Source organism: Sphingomonas sp. R86521, from assembly GCF_042466235.1.
Taxonomy (GTDB): domain Bacteria; phylum Pseudomonadota; class Alphaproteobacteria; order Sphingomonadales; family Sphingomonadaceae; genus Sphingomonas.
Window position 1 is genome coordinate 836,361 of sequence record NZ_JAXHBY010000001.1, and the last position, 22,850, is coordinate 859,210.

Annotated in this window: 20 protein-coding genes; 13 read left to right on the forward strand and 7 right to left on the reverse strand. The window is 67.3% G+C overall.

Translation table 11 applies throughout. The features are described from left to right. Nucleotides 1–25: 25 nt before the first annotated feature. A complete protein-coding gene (locus SJY20_RS04020) occupies nt 26–148 on the forward strand; it encodes a hypothetical protein (RefSeq protein ID WP_380785310.1) in 123 nt (40 codons plus the stop codon). Next, complete coding sequence (locus SJY20_RS04025; RefSeq protein WP_380785311.1) at nt 145–1,761, forward strand: SulP family inorganic anion transporter; 1,617 nt, start codon at nt 145–147, stop codon at nt 1,759–1,761. Before SJY20_RS04020 ends, SJY20_RS04025 begins: the two co-directional genes overlap by 4 nt. Here the strand turns inward: SJY20_RS04025 and SJY20_RS04030 are convergent. Then, nucleotides 1,753–2,316: a GNAT family N-acetyltransferase gene (locus SJY20_RS04030; RefSeq protein WP_380785312.1), complete on the reverse strand. Its 564-nt coding sequence runs from the start codon at nt 2,314–2,316 to the stop codon at nt 1,753–1,755. The two genes, SJY20_RS04025 and SJY20_RS04030, sit on opposite strands and share 9 nt — an antisense overlap. A gap of 150 nt (nt 2,317–2,466) precedes the next feature. On the opposite strand from SJY20_RS04030, the gene SJY20_RS04035 reads away from it, so the two are divergent. Next, complete coding sequence (locus SJY20_RS04035) at nt 2,467–3,054, forward strand: hypothetical protein (RefSeq protein WP_380785313.1); 588 nt, start codon at nt 2,467–2,469, stop codon at nt 3,052–3,054. Between the two features lie 13 nt (nt 3,055–3,067). On the opposite strand, the gene SJY20_RS04040 is transcribed toward SJY20_RS04035, so the two are convergent. The 3 genes from SJY20_RS04040 to SJY20_RS04050 are packed head-to-tail and all read right to left on the reverse strand — an operon-like array spanning nt 3,068 to nt 6,392. Next, complete coding sequence (locus SJY20_RS04040) at nt 3,068–4,576, reverse strand: acetyl-CoA hydrolase/transferase family protein (protein ID WP_380785314.1); 1,509 nt, start codon at nt 4,574–4,576, stop codon at nt 3,068–3,070. Then, nucleotides 4,573–5,298, reverse strand: coding sequence for a DUF6544 family protein (locus tag SJY20_RS04045; protein ID WP_380785315.1), 726 nt, complete (start codon nt 5,296–5,298; stop codon nt 4,573–4,575). Before SJY20_RS04045 ends, SJY20_RS04040 begins: the two co-directional genes overlap by 4 nt. Continuing rightward, nucleotides 5,295–6,392, reverse strand: coding sequence for an Acg family FMN-binding oxidoreductase (locus SJY20_RS04050; RefSeq protein WP_380785316.1), 1,098 nt, complete (start codon nt 6,390–6,392; stop codon nt 5,295–5,297). Before SJY20_RS04050 ends, SJY20_RS04045 begins: the two co-directional genes overlap by 4 nt. 849 nt (nt 6,393–7,241) lie before the next feature. Here SJY20_RS04050 and SJY20_RS04055 point away from each other — a divergent pair. From SJY20_RS04055 to SJY20_RS04070, 4 genes are all read left to right on the forward strand, one after another. After that, complete coding sequence (locus SJY20_RS04055) at nt 7,242–7,877, forward strand: hypothetical protein (RefSeq protein ID WP_380785317.1); 636 nt, start codon at nt 7,242–7,244, stop codon at nt 7,875–7,877. Between the two features lie 55 nt (nt 7,878–7,932). Then, nucleotides 7,933–8,406 carry a hypothetical protein gene (locus SJY20_RS04060; RefSeq protein ID WP_380785318.1) on the forward strand — a complete coding sequence of 158 codons (474 nt, stop codon included), beginning with the start codon at nt 7,933–7,935 and terminating at the stop codon, nt 8,404–8,406. 62 nt (nt 8,407–8,468) lie between these two features. Beyond that, the gene (locus SJY20_RS04065) at nt 8,469–10,988 is read left to right on the forward strand and encodes a TcfC E-set like domain-containing protein (RefSeq protein WP_380785319.1); all 2,520 of its coding nucleotides are present in this window, start codon (nt 8,469–8,471) and stop codon (nt 10,986–10,988) included. A gap of 19 nt (nt 10,989–11,007) precedes the next feature. Continuing rightward, nucleotides 11,008–11,694, forward strand: coding sequence for a hypothetical protein (locus tag SJY20_RS04070; RefSeq protein ID WP_380785320.1), 687 nt, complete (start codon nt 11,008–11,010; stop codon nt 11,692–11,694). A 12-nt stretch (nt 11,695–11,706) separates the two neighbouring features. Here SJY20_RS04070 and SJY20_RS04075 read toward each other — a convergent pair whose 3' ends face one another. Beyond that, nucleotides 11,707–13,071: a hypothetical protein gene (locus tag SJY20_RS04075; RefSeq protein ID WP_380785321.1), complete on the reverse strand. Its 1,365-nt coding sequence runs from the start codon at nt 13,069–13,071 to the stop codon at nt 11,707–11,709. 76 nt (nt 13,072–13,147) lie between these two features. On the opposite strand from SJY20_RS04075, the gene SJY20_RS04080 reads away from it, so the two are divergent. Further along, on the forward strand, nt 13,148–15,394 hold the full coding sequence (locus tag SJY20_RS04080) for a penicillin acylase family protein (RefSeq protein WP_380785322.1): 2,247 nt from the start codon (nt 13,148–13,150) through the stop codon (nt 15,392–15,394). 12 nt (nt 15,395–15,406) lie between these two features. Here SJY20_RS04080 and SJY20_RS04085 read toward each other — a convergent pair whose 3' ends face one another. Continuing rightward, a complete protein-coding gene (locus SJY20_RS04085; protein WP_380785323.1) occupies nt 15,407–16,186 on the reverse strand; it encodes a FadR/GntR family transcriptional regulator in 780 nt (259 codons plus the stop codon). Between the two features lie 246 nt (nt 16,187–16,432). Here SJY20_RS04085 and SJY20_RS04090 point away from each other — a divergent pair, with 246 nt between their 5' ends. The 5 genes from SJY20_RS04090 to SJY20_RS04110 are packed head-to-tail and all read left to right on the forward strand — an operon-like array spanning nt 16,433 to nt 21,779. Then, nucleotides 16,433–17,401 carry a substrate-binding domain-containing protein gene (locus SJY20_RS04090; protein WP_380785324.1) on the forward strand — a complete coding sequence of 323 codons (969 nt, stop codon included), beginning with the start codon at nt 16,433–16,435 and terminating at the stop codon, nt 17,399–17,401. Further along, nucleotides 17,398–18,939, forward strand: coding sequence for an L-arabinose ABC transporter ATP-binding protein AraG (araG, locus tag SJY20_RS04095; RefSeq protein ID WP_380785325.1), 1,542 nt, complete (start codon nt 17,398–17,400; stop codon nt 18,937–18,939). Before SJY20_RS04090 ends, araG begins: the two co-directional genes overlap by 4 nt. Further along, on the forward strand, nt 18,936–19,925 hold the full coding sequence (gene araH / locus SJY20_RS04100; RefSeq protein ID WP_380785326.1) for an L-arabinose ABC transporter permease AraH: 990 nt from the start codon (nt 18,936–18,938) through the stop codon (nt 19,923–19,925). The genes araG and araH overlap by 4 nt, the downstream gene beginning before the upstream one ends. Next, nucleotides 19,918–21,063, forward strand: coding sequence for a galactonate dehydratase (gene dgoD / locus SJY20_RS04105; protein WP_380785327.1), 1,146 nt, complete (start codon nt 19,918–19,920; stop codon nt 21,061–21,063). The genes araH and dgoD overlap by 8 nt, the downstream gene beginning before the upstream one ends. Beyond that, on the forward strand, nt 21,057–21,779 hold the full coding sequence (locus SJY20_RS04110) for an SDR family NAD(P)-dependent oxidoreductase (protein ID WP_380785328.1): 723 nt from the start codon (nt 21,057–21,059) through the stop codon (nt 21,777–21,779). The genes dgoD and SJY20_RS04110 overlap by 7 nt, the downstream gene beginning before the upstream one ends. Here SJY20_RS04110 and SJY20_RS04115 read toward each other — a convergent pair. After that, nucleotides 21,776–22,783, reverse strand: a complete 1,008-nt coding sequence (locus SJY20_RS04115) for an aldose epimerase family protein (protein WP_380785329.1) — start codon at nt 22,781–22,783, stop codon at nt 21,776–21,778. The two genes, SJY20_RS04110 and SJY20_RS04115, sit on opposite strands and share 4 nt — an antisense overlap. Nucleotides 22,784–22,850 lie beyond the last annotated feature (67 nt).

Consider the following 22,850-nt stretch of genomic DNA (forward strand, 5'->3'; position numbering starts at 1 on the left):
TCGGAAAGCTGATCGGACTCCCGCCATGACGACTCGCCGTCCGACGTGCAGCCTTGCGCTGGTACCGATGTTCGTCGCCGTAGTCGGGATCGTGTTCGCCACCGAAGCGATCAAGCATGCGGGCGCGGTCTGGCAGCGGCGCCAATGACCGCCTTCGTCCCGAAGATCGTCACGACGCTGCGCGAAGGTTATTCGCTCGCGACGTTGCGCGCCGATGCGATCGCCGGCGCGACGGTCGCGGTCGTCGCGCTGCCCTTGGCGATGGCGCTTGGCATCGCCAGTGGCGCGTCACCCGACAAGGGACTCGTCACTGCGATCGTCGCAGGCTTCCTGGTGTCGGCGCTCGGCGGATCGCGCGTCCAGATCGGCGGACCCACCGGCGCGTTCGTGGTCGTGGTGTTCACCGTCATCGCACGGCACGGCTATGACGGCCTGATCCTGGCGACATTGCTCGCCGGCATCATCCTGATCGTCGCAGGTTATGCGCGGCTCGGGGCGTTGATCCGGTTCATCCCCTACACCGTCGTCACCGGCTTCACCGCGGGTATCGCGGTAATCATCGCGTCGAGCCAGGTCCGCGATTTCCTCGGGCTCGGCATGGCCGCGGTTCCAGCCGACTTCATCCCGAAATGGCTGGCCTATGCCGGCGCGATCCGCACCATCGACGGCCCGACCGTCGCAGTCGGCATGGGCGCACTTGCCGTCATCCTGATTCTCAAGCGCGTCGCACCACGCGTGCCCGGGTTCCTCGTCGCGGTCCTGCTCACCTCGGTCGTCGTCATCGCCAGCGGCGCGCACGTCGCGACGATCGGTTCGCGCTTTCCGGATATGCCAAGCGGGATCGCGATGCCAGCATTCCCCATCTGGACGCTGGCCAGGATCCAGGTGGTGCTGCCATCGGCGTTCACGATCGCGTTTCTTGCGGGTGTCGAGGCGCTGCTCTCCGCGGTCGTCGCCGACGGGATGATCGGATCGCGCCACCGATCGAACCAGGAACTGGTCGCGCAAGGCATCGCCAATATCGCCTCCGCGCTGTTCGGCGGGCTGCCCGCGACCGGTGCGATTGCGCGCACCGCGACCACGATCAAGGCCGGCGCGCGGACCCCGGTCGCGGGCATGCTCCACGCGGTGTTCGTCCTGCTGTTCGTGGTGTTCGGCGGGCGGCTGATGGCGTTCGTGCCGATGGCGGCGCTGGCGGCGATCCTGTTCGTCGTCGCCTGGGGCATGAGCGAGCAGGAGCGCTTCGTCGGCCTGTTGCGGATGCCCAACGGCGACCGCGCGGTGTTGCTCCTGACGTTCGGCCTCACGGTACTCGTCGACCTGACGGTCGCGATCGGCGTCGGCGTGACGCTCGCCGCGCTGCTGTTCATGGCGCGGATGAGCGAGACGGTCGCGATCACAGGCCCCGATGACGATGCGCTCACCGACCGCGGTGCGCTGCCCGACGGCGTCGAGATGTTCCGGATCGACGGACCGTTCTTCTTCGGTGTCGCCGCCGGACTGATGGACACCTATCGCCGGTTGGGCAGCGTCCCCCGCGTCCTGATCCTGCGGCTGGAGCGCGTACCTATGCTCGATGCGAGCGGTGTGGCCGCGATTGCCGAACTGCTGCGGCGAGCCGCGACCACGCATACGCGCGTGATCCTGTGTGGGATGGCCGCGCAACCTACCGCGATGCTCGCCCGCGCCCGACTCGGCCCGATCGTCAGCACCTCGACCTATGCCGAGGCGCTGACCCAAGCGCGGGGGATGTCAGGCTGACAGCGTCAGCCGCAGCATCATCGACGCCGGGTCGCCCGGGCAGGCCGACGCGATCCAGCCGCGTTCGCGTTCCAGGTCGATCGCTTGGTGATTGTCGCGGCTCTCGATCGATTCGAGCGTCGTGATCCCCTTCGCGCGGGCGAACGCCGCGATGTGATCGAGCAGCGTCCAGCTGATCCCGCGGCGCTTGAAATCGGTGCGGATCGCGATCGCGACTTCGGCGTGGATCCGGCTCTCGTCGGCGGCCAGCATTGCCGTCGCGACGATCCGGTCGGTGGCAGGATCGAAGGCGAGGAAATTCTCGGTATGCTCGTGATCGACCGTGACCAGCGCGCGAAGCTGGTCGTGGCCGACCGTGTTGATCGCGCTGAGAAAACGGAACCGCAGGTCCTCCTTGTCGACATGGTCGAAGAACGCGCCGAGCGCGGGTTCGTCGGCGGGCGAGGCGGGGCGGACGTGGAACACATAGCCGTCGCGCGTCGTCAGGTCGGCGCTCCACGACACGCTCGGTGCCGTGGGCGTGACGCCTGCATGCTCCATGACGAGGTCGACCATCCTGATATCCTTTGCGATTGTACCTCGGGCCTACCGACAAAGCCCGCGCCGTCGCAGCGTCGGGAAACACGTAGTTTCCGACGCTATCGCGCCGGTCGGCGCGGGCTAGGCTGGCTGCAAAGGGCGATCTCCGCCCGTCGAGGAGACCGCATGACGATCGACATCCAGCGGATGCAGGATCTGGCGCACGAGATCGTCCGGCTGCAGGGCGAACTCGACCGCGAGATCGAGCGCCGGCGGCGCGCGCTCGGCGTCGAGATCACCGGGCGGATCGTCGGATTCGAACACGGCGTGCTCGATGCGCAGCGGCGGCTGAAGATGTCGGTGCTGCGCTTCGTCGCGCGCTCCGATCTGGTCTCGATCGTCACCGCGCCGGTGATCTATTCGCTGATCGTGCCGCTGCTGATCGTCGATGCGTGGGTCAGCCTGTATCAGGCGATCTGCTTCCGGGCATACGGCATCGCGCGGGTGCGGCGGCGCGACTACATCCTGTTCGACCGCGCGCACCTCGGGTATCTGAACCGCATCGAGGCGCTCAACTGCGCGTTCTGCGCCTATGCCAACGGCTTGGTCGGGTTCGTCCGCGAAGTCAGCAGCCGGACCGAGCAATATTGGTGCCCGATCAAGCACGCACTCCGCGTCAGCGATCCGCTCCACCGCTATTACGAGTTCCTCGAATATGGCGACGCGGATGGCTATCGGACGCGCCTCGCGGAGTTCCGCGACCGCCTGCGATGACGGCGCAGGCGCGTCACATCCGCATCGTGCCGGTATCGAGAAACCGCTGGTGCCACGACAACGCCTCGCCCGGGAGTGTCGGGGTCTGCTGTCCGTACGAACCTTCGCGCGCCCGCCGGTAATAATCCGCGAGGGCCGGGCGATAATCGGGATGCGCGCAGTTCTCGATGATCACCGCAGCGCGCTGTTTCGGACTCAGCCCGCGCAGGTCGGCCAGGCCTTGCTCGGTGACCAGCACCTGGACGTCCTGGCTGATATGATCGACATGGCTCGCCTGAGGCACGATCGCGGAGATATTGCCGTTCTTCGCGGTCGACGGCGTCATGAAGATCGAGACATAGGCGTTGCGCGCGAAATCGCCCGATCCGCCGATGCCGTTCTGGATTCGCGAGCCCATGACGTGCGTCGAATTGACGTTGCCATAGATATCCGCCTCGATCAGCCCGTTCATCGCCAGGCAGCCGAGCCGCCGGATCAGTTCGGGATGGTTGCTGATCTCCTGCGGGCGCAGGATCATGCGGTCGCGATAGGCACCCATGTCGGCATTCAACCGCGCCGCCGCCTCGGGGCTGAGCGAGAACGCGGTTGCTGACGCCATCCGCAGCTTGCCGGAATCGAGCAGGTCGAGCATCCCGTCCTGGATCACCTCGGTATAGGAGGTCATCGCGTCGAACGGCCCGTTGACGAGGCCGGTCAGTACCGCGTTGGCGATGTTGCCGACGCCCGACTGCAACGGCAGCAGCGAGGCGGGCAGGCGCCCTCGCGCGACTTCGTGGGCGAAGAACTCGATCAGGTGGCCGGCGATCGCGTGGGCAGACGCATCGGGCGCGGCGAACGGCAGGTTGCGGTCGGGCGCCTCGGTCTCGACGATCGCGACGATCCTGGCGGGATCGACGCGGAAATAGGCGTCGCCGATCCGGTCGTCGGGTCGCACCAGCGGGATCGGTACGCGGTGCGGCGGCAGCGCGGTGCCGTAATAGATGTCGTGCATCCCCTCCAGCGCGGGATTCTGCCAGCGATTGACCTCGAGGATGATCTGGTCGGCACGGTCGAGCCAGGTCTTGTTGTTGCCGACCGACGACGACGGGATCAGCGATCCGTCGGCGCGGATGCCCGACACCTCCACCACCGCGGTATTTAGCGGCCCGAGAAAGCCCTGCCACGCCATCGGCGCGACTTGGCTCAAATGCATGTCGAAATACTCCATCTCGCCGCGGTTGATCTTCTCGCGCGCGATCGGATCGGAATTATAGGGCAGGCGGAATTCGATGCCGTCCGCCTTGGCCAGCGCACCGTCGAGTTCGGGCCCGGTCGAGGCGCCGGTCCAGACCCGGATCCGGAACGGGTTGCCGGCGGCATGCTCCGCCTCGATCCGCGCGGCGAGCGCCATCGGCACCGCCTTGGGATAGCCGGAACCGGTGAACCCGCTGAGCCCGACCGTCGATCCCGACGCGATCAGCGACGCGGCGTCGTCGGCGCTCATGATCCTGTCGCGCAGGCTGTGGTTCGCAATGCGGCTCATTGTGTTCCTGACGTCTCGTGATGCTGCGATCGTTCGGCGTCCGCGCGCCAGCTCTCCACGCGACACCGCCAATAGACGACATCCTTCGCCGGGAGGGTCCACGCGACCTCGGCCGCCATCGGAAGCCAGATCGTGTCGACCAGCCGATAGTCGGAGAACCGACCATGCCACGGCGTCGGCAGGATCGGAGCAGTCGCCGAGCGCGGGCGATCGGGCGCGAAGGCGGTCGCTATCCGTCCGTCAGTATCCAGGCCTAGGATCACTTCGGACGCCGTTTCCGCGTCACCAGCGCTGACCGCCAGCGTGTACGGGCCGTCGACGCGCCAATGCAGTTCAGGATTGTGGAGTATGGCATGCGGCGCCCACGCGATTTCGGCGAGGTAGCGCATCAACTCGCCGCGCACGAGCGCCGGCGTATTTCGCGCGCGCGCGAGCGGAATGATGCCGAGCGCGGTAATGTCGAACCGGCCGTCGCCATCCTCCAGCGCATCGCGTCCGGAGAAAAGCCCGAACGGCCCGACTTTCGCGTGCCAGTCGAACCCACATCGGTGCGTCGCGATGGTCTGCGAGGCCTTGAACGCCATCCAGGACTCGGACTCGAGCGATCGTTTCATCCGCCCGGTCTGGGTCAGGCGGACGCGGGGCGGATGGTCCGCCGGCTGCACGCCCAGGCGCATCGCGAGATCGATCACGGCAGCGGGCAGGGGGGCGGCCCGGCTCATGCCACGATCACCGCATCCACCGATCGCCGCAGCGACCAGGGCAGCGTCGGACCATAGCCGAACCGCATCACGATATCCGGCCGCCGGCCGCGCGCGCCGATCAGCGCCGCCAGATCGGGCCGCAGCGTAGCGACCTCGACCGGCTGGTTGACGAAGGCGTGCTTCAGTCCCAGCGCGGTGGCCTGGAGCGCGAAGCGCTGGCACGCGCGCCCTACCGCAACCCAGTCCGCCGCGGTTTCGCCCGCCCCGACGAACACAGCCACCCCCGCCGACGATCGCAGCTGGCCGGCATAAGCCCGGTTTTCCGATCGCACCGTCGAGACCCAGTCGAACGCTCGCGGCCCTAGCCAGCCGGGCAGCGCGGGATTGCCGCTTGCAACACTGTAGAGCCCATCGCCGCTCCGCAGCGCCTGTCGCGGATTGAACCGCAGCCATGATTTCAGCTCGCGGACGAACGCGGCATCGGTCCGCTGCACAGTATTGCCGGCGAGGACGAGGTCGCTCAGGCGATCGATCCGATGCCGATCGGTAAGCAGGACCAGATCCACACCCGGAACCGCCGCAGCCCTCACCAGCATATCGAGGTCGCGCGTCGGGACTGGCCGACCGTCATACGCCGCACGCGTCGATTGCCGCCTGGCGATGGCGTCGAACAGTGGAGAGGGACTCGGCCGCGCCCTGTCGAAGTGGACCGCGACCGAACCCCGGCTCCCCGGATCGAACGCGACCATGCCGGGCAGACCCCGCGCCGCCGACGCCAACGACAAGGTCTCCGCCGCCGCGCCAAGACTCACGAAAAGATGGTGGTCGTCCGGATCGACCGCCGCGGTCCGTCTCGAATAGTCGGGCAGTATATTGATCCGCCGTTCGCCGATACGAAAGCGCCAAGGTTGCGTGTTGTGGCCGTTCGGCGCGAGAGTCGCATAGCGAATGAGATCATGCGCACCCGGCGTATCGGCCAAAGGCGCGCGAAGGGCGGCGGCCCGGGCTGCGTAGTCGGACGCGGCCTTCGCCTCCCGGTAGAGAAGATAGGCCGCCTCGCCGCCAACCAGGACGGTCGCCCCCGCACCAACCAGCAGCTGTCGTCGGTTCACCGTCCGCTCCCGATAGTAGGGACGCGCCAACGCTCCCAAGGAGGCAGCTTGCGACTTTCGCCGGTGCGGGAGAACCGACGTGAAGTACGTAGACACGTCGGCCGTTGCGTGGTTTTGATGGGCCCTAGGGCCTAGTGGCAAGCGTCGGCTTCTGGTGACCGTCTGCCAGACCGATCGCTACGCGGACCGGCTCTGTCGGCGACGTGCGCCGCCCAAGTTCCAAAAAAAAGAATTTTGCTCGACCGAGCGAAAGTCAGCCACTTAGGCTCTGAGGGCGGAGAGAAGCGATGCCGTGGTTCAGGCGAAGGAAGACGCGCCAAAAGTTCGCGTCCGGCTACGCTGTTGTCGACAATTATTTCAATTTGAGCGTCACTTAGTCGACCCGTCAGATTGACAAAAAGATACTCCCGCTGCGCTTGTAGCATGGCTGGGCCTTCCGTTCACTGGCCTCAACTACTCAACGTATAAACTGCATCGTGCGGCGAGGGGTTAAGATCAATCTCGTCATATCCAGCGTAGCTATGCGTCGGCCGGTAGGGTTCGACCGCGTAACGCACATGGGCGACCACAGGATACACAAAATTTGGAGTAAGAATATATTTGAGAAGTGCACACCCAGTAAAAACAACCACAATGAATACTATTGCAACTGTTATCAGATGTATCAAAAAGTGGGAACAGACGCAGTAGGAGTATAGGATTCGTTAACCTGCACGTGGGAGTATTGTTCCGATCAACCGCGTCTTGTTCATATTTCGCGTTGATGATCAGCTGTGGGCACGGGCCTGTAGCTTGATGTATTCGAGCGGAGAGGTTGCCATGCGTCTTGTTTCAGGAAAAACCATTTCGATGTATAATGTTGTCGATCTGCTGATGCTGACACTCGGCCGGACAGGCCGGACCATGAACGTTGCTGGCAGAACTCAGTCCGCGATCCCCCCGGTCCGGTTTGGTCTGCTGGCGTTGGGCGCAGCATCGACGCTGGTCGCGGCGCCTGCGCTCGCTGCGCCGACGCAGGGAACGCTCGGCGCTACCTCGACCGGCACCGTCACGATCACCGTTCAAGTTCCGAGTCGCGTGCAGATCACCGGGCTGACCGACGTCGCTTTCGGCAGTGTCGAGCCCAACGCCCAGGCTGTCAGCTCGCAGAGCAACTGCGTGTGGAGCAACACCGCGACCAAGGGGTATACCATCACCGCGTCGGGCAGCGGCACCGCCGGCGCCTTCACACTGACATCCGGCGTGCTCGCCCCAGTGTCCTATGCCGTGCAGTGGAACCAGACGACGGGGCAGTCATCGGGTACCGCGCTGGCACCGGCGGCCGTTTCGACCGGCTTCGTTTCGACCGCGACGGTACCGACGTGCCTGACCGGCCCGACGACGACGTCGAGCCTGATCGTCACGATCGCGCCCACGCAGCTCGCAACCATGGCGTCGCTGACGACCTATACGGGCACGCTGACGCTCCTCGTGTCGCCGGCTTAAAGCACAGGACGAGACTCGGCGACGGGTTCTGGCGATGCGCGCGCTTCCTGCCGGGATGGTTAAGACAGCCTTCGGTTTAGCCTTGGCCGGGTTATGTAGCCTATCCCCGGCGGGGGCGCAGCGGGTACGCCTGACCAAGCTGTCCGATGTAGATTTCGGCGCGCTGTCGACGACGACCAGCGACCTGTCGCGCGCGCAGACCGTGTGTGCCTATGTCCAGAGTCTCAGCGGCCACTACAACGTCCGGGCGACCGGCAGCGGCTCAGGCGGTGCGTTCACTCTTGCGGGTAGCGGCGCGCCGCTGCCGTACGAGGTGCAGTGGAATGGATCGGCCAACCAGAGCAGCGGCTCCGCGCTGGTTCCGGGCCAGGCGCTGACCGGGCTGACCGCGGTGACGGTGGACGAGACCTGTTCGCTGTTGATCACCTCGTCGGCAAGCCTGATCGTGCTGGTGCGGGCTACCGAGCTCGGCAAGGCGACCGCGGGCAGCTATACCGGTACGCTCACGCTCGTCATCGCCGCCGAATAGCAGCGTCGATGGATCAGCCCGGTGTCCTTCAAAGGCGGTCGGGTCGGGGCCGGCGAGCGACCTTGGTCGCAGCGTCGCTGACCGGCCTGCTGAGTTCCACGTCGCATGCGGTGGCGAAGGCGAACAATGCGGCGCCACGCGTGACCGTCGGCCAGCCGGTCGGGTTCGACGCGCTGCTCCAACCGCAACTCGCGGTCGCCGATATCTATGTCGGGGGGCGCGCGGTCGGCCAGGCGCGAGTGCGCTATCTGTCGGGGGGGCTGACCTTCCTCGATCCCGACGCGGTCGTTGCGCTGATCCCCGACCTGACCGATCAGGTTGCCGTGCGTGCGGCGCTCGCGGCACCCGATCTCGATACCCACGCTCGCCTCGCCTGTCCCGCCGATGGCGGTGGTGACGGGGGGGGCGATCACAGCGCATGTGGCATTTTGCAGCCTGTAGTCGCCGGCATTATCTTCGACGAACGGCGCTTCAGGATCGACCTGTTCGTCAATCCGCGGTTGATGGTCGTGCATGCGGCGGCGACCCGCGAATATCTGCCGGCGCCCGATGCCGGCGTGTCGCTGGTCGATCAGTTTGGCGGCACCGTCGCCGGTGCCGGTGGCGACGCCGATTACGGCTTTTCGAACCGTGCGATCCTCGGCCTCGGCGCCGGGCGGATCCGCAACGACCTGTCCTATTCCTCGGCCTATGGGCTATCCGTCGATTCGCTCGTCGGCGAACTCGACCGGCCAGGGTTGCGCTATTCGGCGGGCGCGCTGTGGGTGCCGGGCATCGACCTGATCGGGCGGCGCCGGCTGGTCGGGGCAGGGGTGCAGAGCCAGGTCGACACCCGCCTCGATCGAACCATGATCGCCGGTACGCCGCTGGTAGTCTCGCTCGCGATCCCGGCGCGCGTCGACATCTTGCGCGATGGCCGGCTGCTGACCTCGCGCAACTATGTCGCCGGCAACCAGACGCTCGACACGTCGGGTCTGCCCGATGGCGCCTATGAGGTCGTGCTGCATATCCAGGAATCGGGCGGCAATCAGCGCGACGAACGCCGGTTCTTTACGAAGAATGCCGCGGTCGCGGCGATCGGCGAACCGGTCTTCTTTGCCTATGCCGGCCTACTGGGCGAGGATCGCCGCGGCACGCCGATCGCGGTCACGCGGACGCCGTTCTACCAGGCGGGTCTAGCGAAGCGTTTCACCGCGCATCTCGCGCTGGATGCGACGCTGATCGGCACCGACAAGACCGCGATACTCGAGCTCGGCGGGTATTGGCTCACCTCGGCGGCGCAGGTGCGTCTGGCCGGGCTCGGTTCGGTCCGCGGCGATACCGGCGTGCTGCTGCAGGCGAGCTCGTCGGGAGCGGCACGCCTCAACTACAGCATCGACGCGCGTCGGATCTGGAGCCGCGGCGACAAGCCGCTGATCCCGCTTGGCTATGATCGCTATCCGTCGGCGATCGCGCCGATCGATCGCACAGCGCAGCTGGACACCGGGTCGTTTGCGCAGCTCAATGGGACGATCAGCTACGACCTGAAGCCCGGGCAGATCGGGCTGACCGGATCCTATCGCCGTGATCGGCGTACCGGGCGCAGCTATGCGATCGGCCCGAGCGTGTTCTGGCCGTTGATTGCGCGCGGCGACATCCAGATGTCGCTGCGCGGCGACATGACGCTGTCCAACCAGGGCAAGGCGGCCTCGATCGGCCTGAGTTTCCAGAGGCTGCGGTCGCACACGTCGGTGTCGGCAACCGCGGGCGCGCGCAGTATCTCGGGGACCGGCTACAACGACGGTACCGCCTTCGTCGGCGGGGTAGCCGCGTCCTGGCAGCACGATCATGTCCTTGGCGGCGACGCCGCGGTTGCGGGGAGCGTCGAGCGCGAGGTCGAGGGGACCCTGGTGCGTGGCCGCGCCGACCTGCGCACGGCGAAGGCCGCCGTATCCGTCGATGTCGCGCAGCCGATCGCGGGCGACAACGGCGCCACGCAATACAGCTTCAATTTCCAGACCACCGCCGCGGTGATGCGCGGGCATTTCGCGCTGCAGGGCCGCGACCAGAACGACAGCATCATCGTCGTGTCCGTCGATGGCGCTGCAAAGGGTACGCCGTTCGAGGTCCTGGTCGACAATGCGCCGCGCGGGACCGTCCACGCCGGCGCGCAACTGTCGATCGCGATGCCCGCCTATCGCCGGTACACCGTGCGGCTTCGCCCCGCCGGCACCGACATCGTCCGCGTCGACGGCGACGCGCGCCAGGTCAGCCTCTATCCCGGCAACGTCGCGCGGGTGACATGGTCGGCGCAGCGGGTGGTGGCGACGTTCGGCAGGATCGTCTGGCCCGACGGCACCGCGGTGGCGAATGCCGCGGTGTATGTCACCGGCGCGATCGGCAACACCGACGAAAACGGCTATTTCCAGATCGAGGCAGGCGCCAACGCGGTCGCGAAAGTCCAAGCGGCCGACGGCAGGACCTGCCGCCTGCCGCTTGCACCGACCGCGGGCGGTGCGGACACCAACGGCTATCGCGCGCTCGGGACCCTGGTTTGCCCGCGCGCGGTTTCCGGTACGATGATGGCCGATGCGGCACGATGACACGGTCGAAAGGACAGACATGCGTAATGCGGTAAAGACGCTGGCAGCGATACTCGGCGCGACGATGCTTGCGGGGCCAGCCTCGGCCGATCTCGTACTGAGCCAGATGGTGGTCGACCTGCCGCCCGGTGCGCCGCCCAGGGTTGACGTCGAGGCATCGAACACCGGCTCCGAACGGATCTACGTCGTTGCCGATCCCGCAGAGATCGTCGATCCCGGCAAGCCCGGTGAACGCCGCGTCGCCAGTCCCGATCCCGCCGTCCTCGGGTTGCTCGTCACGCCGCAACGCATGATCCTGGAGCCCGGCGAACGCAAACTGATCCGCATCGCCGCAATCGCGCCGCGGACGATGCACGAACGAATCTACCGGGTAACGATCAAGCCCGTCGCCGGCGACGTCGTCGCGCAGACCACGGCGCTGAAACTGCTGGTCGGGTACGATGTGCTGGTGATGGTCCGGCCCAGTGTCCTCGATGGCACCGTCAACGGTATCCGCTCAAGTACGAGCATCGCGCTGACGAATGCCGGCACCACCAACGTCGAGCTGTACGAGGGCAAGCAATGCGATTCGAGCGGCAAGGATTGCCGCGCGCTGCCACCCAAACGGCTGTACTCGGGGGCGACATGGTCGCAGACCGTCGACCCGGCGCGTCCGGTGGAATACCGCATCAAGACGGGGCAGACGACGCTGGTGAAGCGGTTCTAGGCTGCGGCCGGGTCAGGTCTGGACCAGCAGGTGATCGCTTCGCAACCACAGCGGCGCGAGGCACAGCGGGATCGACGACAACGGCAACACCGACTCCGCCATCGCGACTCCCAGTTCGGTCCGGACGAACGCTCGACGCGCTTCGATCCGTGCCCACATTGCCGGATAGCGCGCGGCGATATCGGCGCGCAGCGCGGCATCGGCGAACACCACGCTATCCTCGCAGTTGAGCGCCCAGCCATCGCGCATTGGCGTCGGGATGATGTCGACCTGCATATGCATCCCCGATCGGATGCGATCGGTCGACCCCGGGCGGATCGGGGTGTGCGACCATTCCTCGTGGCCGGTCAGATGACCCGGATTGAGCAGCGAGCGCAATCCGCCCTCCGCCAGCGTCGCGCTGACACCGGCGTAGATATCGCCGCCCGCAACGCCGATGTCGGCCAGCGCATACCAGCGCACCAGCCCGGCGAAATACGCCGCAGCCGTCGCGACGAAATCGTCGTTGGCATCGTCGACCAGCCCGGCGCGGGCGGTCAGTCCGCCCCATAGACCCACCGCGGTCGAGGCGCCGTCGCCCTGCGCGATCCGCCGCCACCCCGGGCTCGCCAGCCCGATCACCGCACCCCCCGCGGCATTACCCGTCGCGAGCATCGGATGGACGTTCATCGGCTCGCCGCGATAGCCGAAGTTCAGCGCGGCATCGCGTTCGAGGTCGCCTGGCCGCGTGCCCTTCACGACGTTCCAGACCATCTCCGACGCGCGCGCGGCCGCCGCCTCGAAGATCACGATCTGGTCTGCATCGATGATCGATCGCTGGCCGTGTTCGGGATGCAGCATCACCGGTGTGACGTCGTTGACGAGGGCTGCCCCGACGACGCTACGCAGCGCCGCGATGTAGATCGCCGGTACGAAGCTCGGCGCCTCGCCCTCCTCCCATTCATCGCTGTCGAGATATTTCCAGCCGACGACGCCGACCCGGTCGCCGCGACCAAGCCCGGCGCTGCGGAGCACGTCGGTCAGGCGCGGCGCCTTGCTGCGATCCTGCCCGAGCAGGCTCATCGTCTGCGACAGCAGCACGTCCAGGTCCGGCAGCGTCGACAAGGCGGCATAGGATTCGCATTCGTTGCCGGTGATCAGCACGCGACGCCCGTCCGGGCCGAGCAGCAGCAGCGCCTCCTCGAACCGCGGTTCGAAGCCGGCCAGGAACATCACGTTCGCCAGATGCTCGCGATCGGCATAGACCGCCAGCCAGTCGGTGCCGACCGCGGAAAGCGCAGCGTCGCACCGCGCGGCGTAGGTCTCCGGGGGCAAGGCCGGCGGCGCCGCGATCGGACCGAAGTCGGGAATGGCAACCTGGCGAAGAGCGATGGTCATGTTGGTCGGCTTCCACGATGATGGTCTTGCCGACAAGAATATATATGACTTATGAATGTGTCAAAGGGGAGCATTCATGGGTAAGACAGCCGCAGCACTCGGTCTGGTCGCGACTCTGTACTTGGCGTCGGCGACGTCGGCGACATCGGCGTCCGGACGTACCCCGGCATACGCATCGAACGTGACGATCGCACGCGATGCGTACGGCATCGCGCACATCCGCGGCACCAGCGATGCCGATGCGGTGTTCGGGATGATGTACGCGCAGGCCGAAGACGACTTCCCGCGCATCGAACACAATTACCTCGCGGCGATGGGCCGGCTTGCCGAGACCGAGGGTAGTCCTGCGCTGTGGGCCGATCTGCGGCAGCGGCTGTTTCTCGATCTCGATGCGTTGCCGGGTGAATACCGGCGCAGTCCGGCGTGGCTGCGCGCGTTGATGGATGCCTGGGCCGCCGGGCTGAACCAGTATCTCGCCACGCATCCCGCGGTGCATCCGCGGCGGATCACGCACTTCGAACCCTGGATGGCGCTCGCCTTTTCGGAAGGCAGCATCGGTGGCGATATCGAGACCGGCGTCGACCTTGCCGCGCTCGAATCCTTTTACGGCGGGCAGGGGGCAGCCCCGCCGCCGGTCAGGCTGGCGGCCCGGCTGGCAGGTGCCGGGCGTCTGATCGAGCCCAGGGGCTCGAATGGCATCGCGATCGGCCCGTCGCGCAGCGCCAACGGGCACCCGTTGCTGTGGATCAATCCGCACACCTCGTTCTTCTTCCGCGCCGAACAGCAGGTGACGAGCGCGCAGGGTCTCGACGTCTATGGCGCCTCAACCTGGGGGCAGTTCTTCGTCTATCAGGGGTTCAACCGGCGGCTCGGCTGGATGCACACGTCGAGCGGCGTCGACAACATCGACGAGTTCGCGGTGGAGGTGGCGCGGCGCGGCGGACGGCTGTCCTATCGCTATGGCACCGATTGGCGGCCGATCCGGCAGCGCTTCGTGGCGATCGGCGTGCGCCAGCCCGACGGCGTCGTCGCCACTCGGCGCTTTACCGTGCTGGCGACGCATCACGGGCCGATCATCCGGCAGGACAAGGGGCGCTGGATCGCGGTCGCGATGCTCAACGCGCCGCGTGCTGCGCTCGAACAGAGTTATCTCAGGACGCGCGCCACCACGCTCGCGGCGTATCTGGCGGTGTCCGATCGCAAGGCCAACAGTTCGAACAACACCATCCTCGCCGCGGCGGACGGGACGATCGCCTATCTGCATCCGCAGTTCGTGCCGATCCGCGACGATCGGTTCGACTACACGCGTCCGGTCGACGGCAGCGATCCGGCGACCGACCGGCACGGTCTGCATGCGCTGCGCGACCTGCCCACCGTGATTCGCCCCGCAACGGGCTGGGTGGTCAACACCAATAACGCGCCCTGGACCGCGGCGGGCGCCGACAGCCCCAAGGCGGCGAATTTCCCGCGCTACATGGACAAGCTCGGCGAAAATCCGCGCGGCCAACATGCGACGGCGCTGCTGTCGAAGGGTACGCTGTATTCGCCGCAGACGCTGACCCGCACCGCGTTCGACAGCTTCCTGCCGTTGTTCGACCAGCAGATCCCGTTGCTCAAGGCCGGGTTCGACGCCCTGCCGACCGGCGACGCGTTGCGGACGCGATTGGCGGCACCGGTGGCGATGCTGACCGGATGGGATCGCCGCTGGGGCACCGCGTCCGAACCGACTACGCTGGCAGTGCATTGGGGCGAGGCGTTGTGGGCGAGCGAAGGACCAAAGGCCGCCGCCGCGAACATGCCGATCTTCGCCTATCTCGCGACCCGCACCGCCAACCGCGACCGGGTCGCGGCGCTCGATGCGGCGATCGCGCGGATGCAACGCGATCTCGGCAGCTGGCGCGTCGCATGGGGGCGGATCAATCGCTTCCAGCGCCTCGACGGCGGCGTCACGCCGCGGTTCGACGACCGCGCGCCCAGCGAACCGATCGGCTTCACATCGGGCAATTTCGGCTCGCTCGCGTCATTCGGCGTGGAGCGCCAGTCGGGGCAGCGCTGCCTGTACGGCACCAGCGGGAACAGCTTCGTCGCCGTCGTCGAATTCGGTCCCGTCGTGCGTGCCTGGGCGGTGTCCGCGGGCGGCGAGAGCGGCGATCCGGCCTCGGTGCATTTCGACGATCAGGTCGGGCGGTACGCCAGCGGCGAGCTGCGACCGATCATCCTCGATGCCAGCGCGGCCGGACGACCCTATCACCCGGGCGAGGCGCGCCCGACCGTCGCTGCGCGAACCGCACCGCATCCGGGCACGCCATGCGGCGTCCCGTGACCCGCCGATGGATCAGGGGCGCAGCGGATGATTGCCGGCGACGAGCAACAGATCTAGCGCACCGCGGATCAGGTTGCTCATCAGCGTTCCCGCCAGCTGCGCGCGCCCACCGACGATCGCGTCAGCAACTTTCTTGTGGTCGAGCGCACTCGCCCGCGGCACGCCCTTGTACTCGTTGGTACGCCGGATCGAGAACCGCAGGGTCGTTTCGGCCAGCCCGGTGAACTGTCGCATGAAGCGGTTGTTGCTCGCCTCCAGCACGGCGATGTGGAACGCGATATCCGCTTCCAGCGCATCCTCCTCGCCGCGGTCCGCCGCGAACATGCGTTCGATCGCGTCGAGGATCGCGCGGCGTTGCGGACCGCTGGCGGAATGCGCCGCCAACGATGCGGCGCGCGGCTCGATCGACATGCGGATTTCGGTGAAATCGATCAGCAGGTCGATCGAAAACGCGCGCTGCAGCATCCAGCGAAGCACATCGGGGTCGAGCAGGTTCCAGCTGGCCTCGGGCTGGACCAGCGTGCCGGCCCGCTTGCGCGCCAGCAACAGTCCCTTCGCGGTCAGCATCTTGACGGCTTCGCGCAGCACCGGCCGGCTCGCGGCATAACTCAGGCACAGCTCGGCTTCGGTCGGAAAGGGTGCGCCGGGGCGATAGGTCTGCGTGACGATGGCAAGCCCCAGGTCGTTGACGATGCTCGCGGTCAGGTTGCGGCCATCGTCGAGCTGGCGCACGTCGTCCGCGATCGACGGCCGGTCGCCTGCGCCGGTGAGGGTCTTGTCGCTCTTCAACATACGGTCGTGATTATCCCCATCGCGCCCAAAGCGCCATGCGCCGCGACGTCGTAGCTGGACAGGCGGAGTGGTGTTCACCCGATCGATGCATTGCCCGGGCAGCCCCCGCGTGGCCGATGTTTGCAAGATGCCATGCAAATTCTGCTTCCCATCTAATATATATGACTTAAATAGCTTCGATCGGAATGACGTCAATTTGGCGAAGAGCGAGGGGCACGACGGCCAATGCGGATTACGCGCAGATCCATGCTGGGCGGCACGGCAGCCGCGGGTGGACTTGCGGTCGCGGGATGCGCGTCGCGCCCGCAGGACGTGCGCATCGGCTTCATCGTCAAGATGCCGCAGGAGCAATGGTTCCAGGACGAGTGGCGGTTCGCCCGCGCCGCCGCGCGGACCTATGGCTTCTCGCTGATCGAGATCGGGGCCGAGGACGGCGACCGCGTGCTGTCGGCGCTGAACACACTGTACGCCCGCTATGCCAGCGGCTTCGTGATCTGCGCGCCCGACCCGCGGCTCGGACCGGCGATCGCCAATTTCGCGCGCGATACGGGCATGAAGGCGATGTCGGTCGACGATCGGCTGTCCGGCCCCGGCGGTGCGCCGATCGCGGGCATCCCGCATGTCGGCATCTCGGCACTCGCGATCGGCGACGTCGCCGGCACCGCCGCGGCCCGGGAAGCGCGTCGCCGCGGCTGGGCGCCTGCGGCCACCGGTATCCTGCGGATCGCCTATGACAGCCTCGAGACCGGGCGCGAGCGAACCGCAGGGGCGGTCACCGCGCTGCGTCGCGAGGGCTACACCCAAGTCTTCGACGCGCCCCAGCGCACCACCGACACCGAAGGCGCGTTCACCGCGGCGGCACCGGTCCTGACGGCGCGCGCGCAGATCGATCGCTGGATCATCATCGGATTGAACGACGAGACCGTGGTGGGCGGCGTGCGCGCTGCCGAAGGACTGTCGCTGCCGCAATCCAGCCTGATCGGGATCGGCATCGGCGGGTCGGAAGCCGCCATCGCCGAACTCGCCAAGGCGCGTCCGACCGGGTTCTTCGCGACCGTGCTGCTCAGCCCGCGGCGTCATGGCTACGACACCAGCGCGGCGATGTATCGCTGGATCGTCACGGGCCGTCGCCCGCCCGAAACCGTGCTGACCAGTGGGACGCTGATGAACCGGGACAACTTCCGCGCCGTGCTGGCACGTGAGACGATGGCATGACCGCGGCGATCGCCTTCCACGATGTCGGCAAGATCTTTCCCGGCGTGGTGGCGCTAGACGCGGTGAGCTTCACGGTTGCCGCCGGGGAAGTCCGCGCGCTGATCGGCGAAAACGGCGCCGGCAAGTCGACCTTGCTCAAGATCATGGCGGGCCAATACGTGCCCGATCGCGGCGAACTGCGGATCGACGGCGTGGCGCGCCGGTTCGCCTCGCCCCGCGACAGCCAGAATGCTGGTATCGCGATCATCCATCAGGAACTGCAGCTCTTTCCCGAGCTGAGCGTGGCCGAGAACCTGATGCTCGGGATGCTGCCGGCGCGCGCCGGGTTCGTCGACTGTGCCGCGTTGCGCGCGCGGGCGATCGCGGTGCTCGACCGGCTCGGCGAGGCGATCGATCCCGATACGCGGCTCGGCGACCTCTCGATAGGACGCCGGCAGATGGTCGAGATCGGGCGTGCGCTGCTTCGCGACGCCAAGGTCATCGCGTTCGACGAACCGACCAGTTCGCTGAGCGTCCGCGAGACCGAACGGCTGATGGCGATCATCGCCGACCTGAAAGCCGGCGGCTGCGCGATCATCTATGTCAGCCACCGCATGGAGGAAGTGTACGCGCTCGCCGACAGCGCGACCGTGCTGCGCGACGGCGTCAATGTCCTCGACTTGGCGCCGGTCACCGCGGACGACGCCGATCGCCTCGTCGGAGCGATGGCGGGCCGCACGATCAGCGACGTCTATGGCTATCGGCCGCGCGCGCTGGGATCGCCGATGGTCGAGGTCCGCGCGCTCGCCGGGCACGGCATCGCTGCACCGGTCGATCTGGATGTCGCGCGGGGCGAGATCCTGGGGCTGTTCGGTCTGGTCGGGGCGGGGCGCTCGGAACTGTTCCGGCTGATCTATGGTGCGGTTACGCCCGATGCCGGCACGGTCCGGATCGACGGTGACATGGTTCGCGCCGGCGACCCGCGTGCGGCGATCGCGGCGGGCGTCGCGTTATGTCCCGAGGACCGCAAGGAAGAGGGCATCGTGCCGTTGGCATCGGTCCGCGAGAACCTGGCGCTGGCCTGGCGCAACCTGACCGGGGCGACGCCTTGGTTGCGCACCCGAGAGGAGCGCGACGGGGCGGACGACTTCATCGCGCGGCTGCGGATCAAGACCCCCGGTGCCGAGACGACGATCGCGTCGCTGTCGGGCGGCAACCAGCAAAAGGCGGTGATCGCACGTTGGCTGTGGGCCGGGGCGCGCGTGCTGCTGCTCGACGAACCGACCCGCGGGATCGATGTCGGCGCGCGCAGCGAAATCTACGATCTCATCTATCGGTTCGCCGAGGACGGCGGGACGGTGCTGTTCGCATCGAGCGACATGGCCGAAGTGCTGGGCGTTGCGGACCGCATCGCGGTGATGCGCGAAGGCGTGCTGGCGGGGCTCGTGTCGCGCGCCGACGCGACGCCCGGCGGGCTGCTCCGGCTCGCTCTGCCACAGGCCCCCGGTTCGGACCCCGCCACGCAATCCCCGCACAATCAGGACACGATCCAGGCATGACCTCGCGCACGCTCTTGAAACGTTTCGGGCCGCTGGTGCTGCTTGCGGTGCTGGTCGGCCTGCTGTCGCTGCTGGTCCCCGACTTCCTCGGCCTGCGCAATCTGCGCGGGCTGCTGCTGTCGGTGACGCTGGTCGGTACGATCGCCGCGACGATGATGCTGGTGCTGGCGATGCGCGAGGTCGACCTGTCGGTGGGGTCGATCGTCGCGCTGTCGGGCGTGCTGGCCGCGGTCGGGATGAGCGCGACCGGGAGCATCGCGATCGGCGTGCTGGCCGGGCTCGCGGGCGGCGCGATGGTCGGGTTCGTCAACGGCGTGCTGGTGGCGGGCTTCAGGGTCAATTCGCTGATCGTGACGCTGGCGATGATGGAGGTGGTGCGCGGCCTCGCCTTCCTGGCGTCGGGCGGCGAAAGCGTCGCGATCGGGTTGCAGGGATTCTACGAGCTTGGATCGGGCGGGGTGTTCGGGCTGAGTTGGCCGATCTGGTCGATGATCGTCAGCTTCGCGGTGTTCGGCGTAATCCTGAAGGCGACCGTGTTCGGCCGCAACATCCTTGCGATCGGCGGCAATCCCGAGGCCGCGCGGCTTGCGGGCGTGCCGATCACCCGCGTCCGGATCATCGTGTTCACCCTGCAGGGACTGGTCGCAGGGCTCGCCGGGATCATTCTGGCGGCGCGGATCACCAGCGGCCAGCCCAACACCAGCGTCGGGCTGGAACTCGCGGTGATCTCGGCGTGCGTGCTGGGCGGCGTTTCGCTGTCCGGCGGCCTCGCCACGATGGGCGGGGTGATCATCGGCGTGTTCATCATGGGGGCGGCGCAGAACGCGCTCAACCTGCTCAACGTCCCGACTTTCTATCAATATGTCGTGCGCGGGGGGATATTGCTGCTTGCAGTCGTCGCCGATCGCCTGCGGCAGGATGGGCGGCTGCCACGGCTCCGCCTGCGTTTCAAAGAGACCGACCGGAGCGATACCCAGAATGTCTAAGATTGTTGCGATCGAAACCTTCCTTGTGCCGCCGCGATGGCTGTTCGTGCGGATCGAAACGAGCGACGGCGCGGTGGGCTGGGGCGAAGCCAGCCTCGAGGGCCATGCCGAAGCCGTAGTCGGCGCGTTCGAAGTCGTCCGCGACCGGCTGATCGGGGCCGACGCCAACCGGATCGAGGACGCCTGGCAGATGCTGTACCGGCTCGGCTTCTACCGCGGCGGACCGGTGTTCATGTCGGCGATCTCCGGCGTCGACCAGGCGCTGTGGGACCTGCGCGGCCGATCGCTCGGCGTGCCGGTCGCGGATCTGCTGGGGGGGCGGGTGCGCGACCGGATCCGCGTCTATGCGTGGATCGGCGGCGATCGGCCGAGCGATGTCGCCGCAGCGGCGCTCGCCCGGCGCGAACAGGGGTTCGATGCGGTCAAGATGAACGGGACCGAGGATATCGACTGGCTGTCGGGTCCGGCGGCGGTCGACGCGGCGGTCGAACGCCTCGGGCTGGTGCGCGACACCGGGATGGACGTCGGCGTCGATTTCCACGGCCGCGTCCACAAGCCGATGGCGCGCCGCATCGTCAAGGCGCTCGAACCGCTGTCGCCGCTGTTCATCGAGGAGGTCCTGCTGAGCGAGCAGCCCGAAGCGATCGCACAGGTCGCGGCGCAGACCAGCGTCCCGCTAGCGCTGGGCGAACGGCTGTTCTCGCGCTGGGACTTCAAGCCGTTTTTCGAGGCGGCCTCGATCGATATCGCGCAACCCGATCTCAGCCATGCCGGCGGTATCTCGGAGGGGCGACGGATCGCCGCGATGGCAGAGGCGTATGATATCGCAATCGCCCCGCATTGCCCGCTCGGCCCGCTAGCGCTGGCCTCCTGCCTCCAGCTTGCCGCCGCGACGCCCAATTTCGTGATCCAGGAGATGTCGCTCGGCATCCACTACAACCAGCCGGATGCCGACCTGCTGACCTATATCACCAACCCCGAGGTGCTGCAGGTCACCGCCGGCAGCGTCGCCGTGCTGGAAGGGCCGGGGCTGGGCGTCACGATCGACGAAGCCCGGGTCCGCGATGCGGCGCGCGTGCCGCATCGCTGGCGCAATCCGGTGTGGCGCGGACGCGATGGGTCGCTCCGCGAATGGTAACGCCCTTCGCCGGCAAGGTCGCGCTGATCACCGGTGCCGCGGGCGGCATCGGCCTCGCCGTGGCGCGGGCGTTCGCGGACGCCGGCGCCGCGCTGGCGCTGGTCGACCGCGCTGCGGACGGCATGGCGCTCGATGGCCTCGGTGACGCGCTGCCGATCGGCTGCGACGTCGGTGATCCCGCCGCGCTCGCCGCCGCAGTCGACGCCACGCTCGAACGCTTCGGCCGCTGGGACATGCTGGTGAACGTCGCCGGCATGATGATCTTCAAGCCGATCGAGGCGCACGACGCCGCCGACTGGCAGCAGCTGATGGCGGTCAACCTGGTCGCGCCGGCGCTGCTGACCGGCCACGCGCTGCGGCACATGCCGCGGGGCGGCGCGATCGTGAACATCGCTTCGGTCCACGCCATCCGCACCTCGCCGATGGTGGCGTCCTATGCGGCGTCCAAGGCCGCGCTGGTCAGCCTGACCCGATCGACCGCGATCGAGGGCCGGGATCGCGGTATCCGCTGCAACGCGATCCTGCCCGGCGCGATCGATACCGCGATGCTCCGCGACAGCCCCAACATCCGGTCCGGCGCGGAAGTCATCGATCCGGCCGATATCGGTCGGCCCGAGGATATCGCCGCGCTGGCGCGTTTCCTCGCCTCCGACGACGCGCGGTTCATTAGCGGCAGCGAAATGGTGGCGGATGCCGGCCGGATGGCGCGGCTCTAGGACAGCCCGAAGCGCAACCGCGTCTCGCTGCGATAGGTCGCGCCGGGGTCTAGCCGCGTGCTCGGGAAATCCGCCCGGTTGGGGCTGTCGGGCCAGTGCTGCGCCTCAAGGCATATTCCCGACCGCGGCGCAAAGCTGCCGCCCAGGAAATCGCCGCTGTACAGCTGCAGCCCGGGCTGATCGGTCGAAACCGCCAGACTGCGGCCGCTGATCGGATGCTCGAGCCGCGCGACCTCTCGGACTCCCGCGCCACCAAGGACATAATTGTGGTTGTAGCCTTGCCCGCCTTGCGCCTGCGGGTCGTCGTCGATCCGCGATCCAATCATCCGCGGAACGGTGAAGTCGAACGCCGATCCGGCGATCGCGCGTCGTTCTCCGGTCGGCAATCCGGCCGCATCGATCGGCAGGATCTCGGCGGCATCGATCCATAGGCGATGGTCCAGGGTCGATGTGCGCGGATCGCCCGACAGGTTGAAATAGCCGTGCGACACCAGGTTGACATGGGTCGGTCGCGTCGTCGTGGCGGTGTAGACGATGGCAAGTTCGCCGTCGTCGCCGAGCGTGAAAGTGGCGACCGCGTCGAGCGCACCGGGATAGCCCTGGTCGCCGTCCGGGCTGTGATGCGACAGCACGACGCGACGATCGTCCGCCACGACGATCTGCCAGATCACCTCGTGGAAATTACGCTCGCCGCCATGAAGGTGGTTCGGCGCCTCGTTGGCGCTCAGCTGGTATCGCACGCCATCGAGCATGAATGTCGCGCCGGCAATGCGATTGGCATAGCGACCGCACGTCGCGCCGAGATAGGCATCGGGGTCCGGCCCTCCTGCCGCCGGATAGTCGGCCGGGTCCGCATAGCCGAGCATGATGTTGGCGAACCGCCCCGCGCGATCGGGTGTCTCGATCCCCATCAGCGTCGCACCCAGATTGGTCAGCCGCACGGTAATCCCGTTCGGCGCGCGGAGCGTCAGCACGGTCATATCGCGGCGCGCGCGGTCAGTCATTGCGGCATCGGGCATCATAAAATGCTGTAACCACCCCGCATTCGCACGTCCGGCACGAATGCGGGGT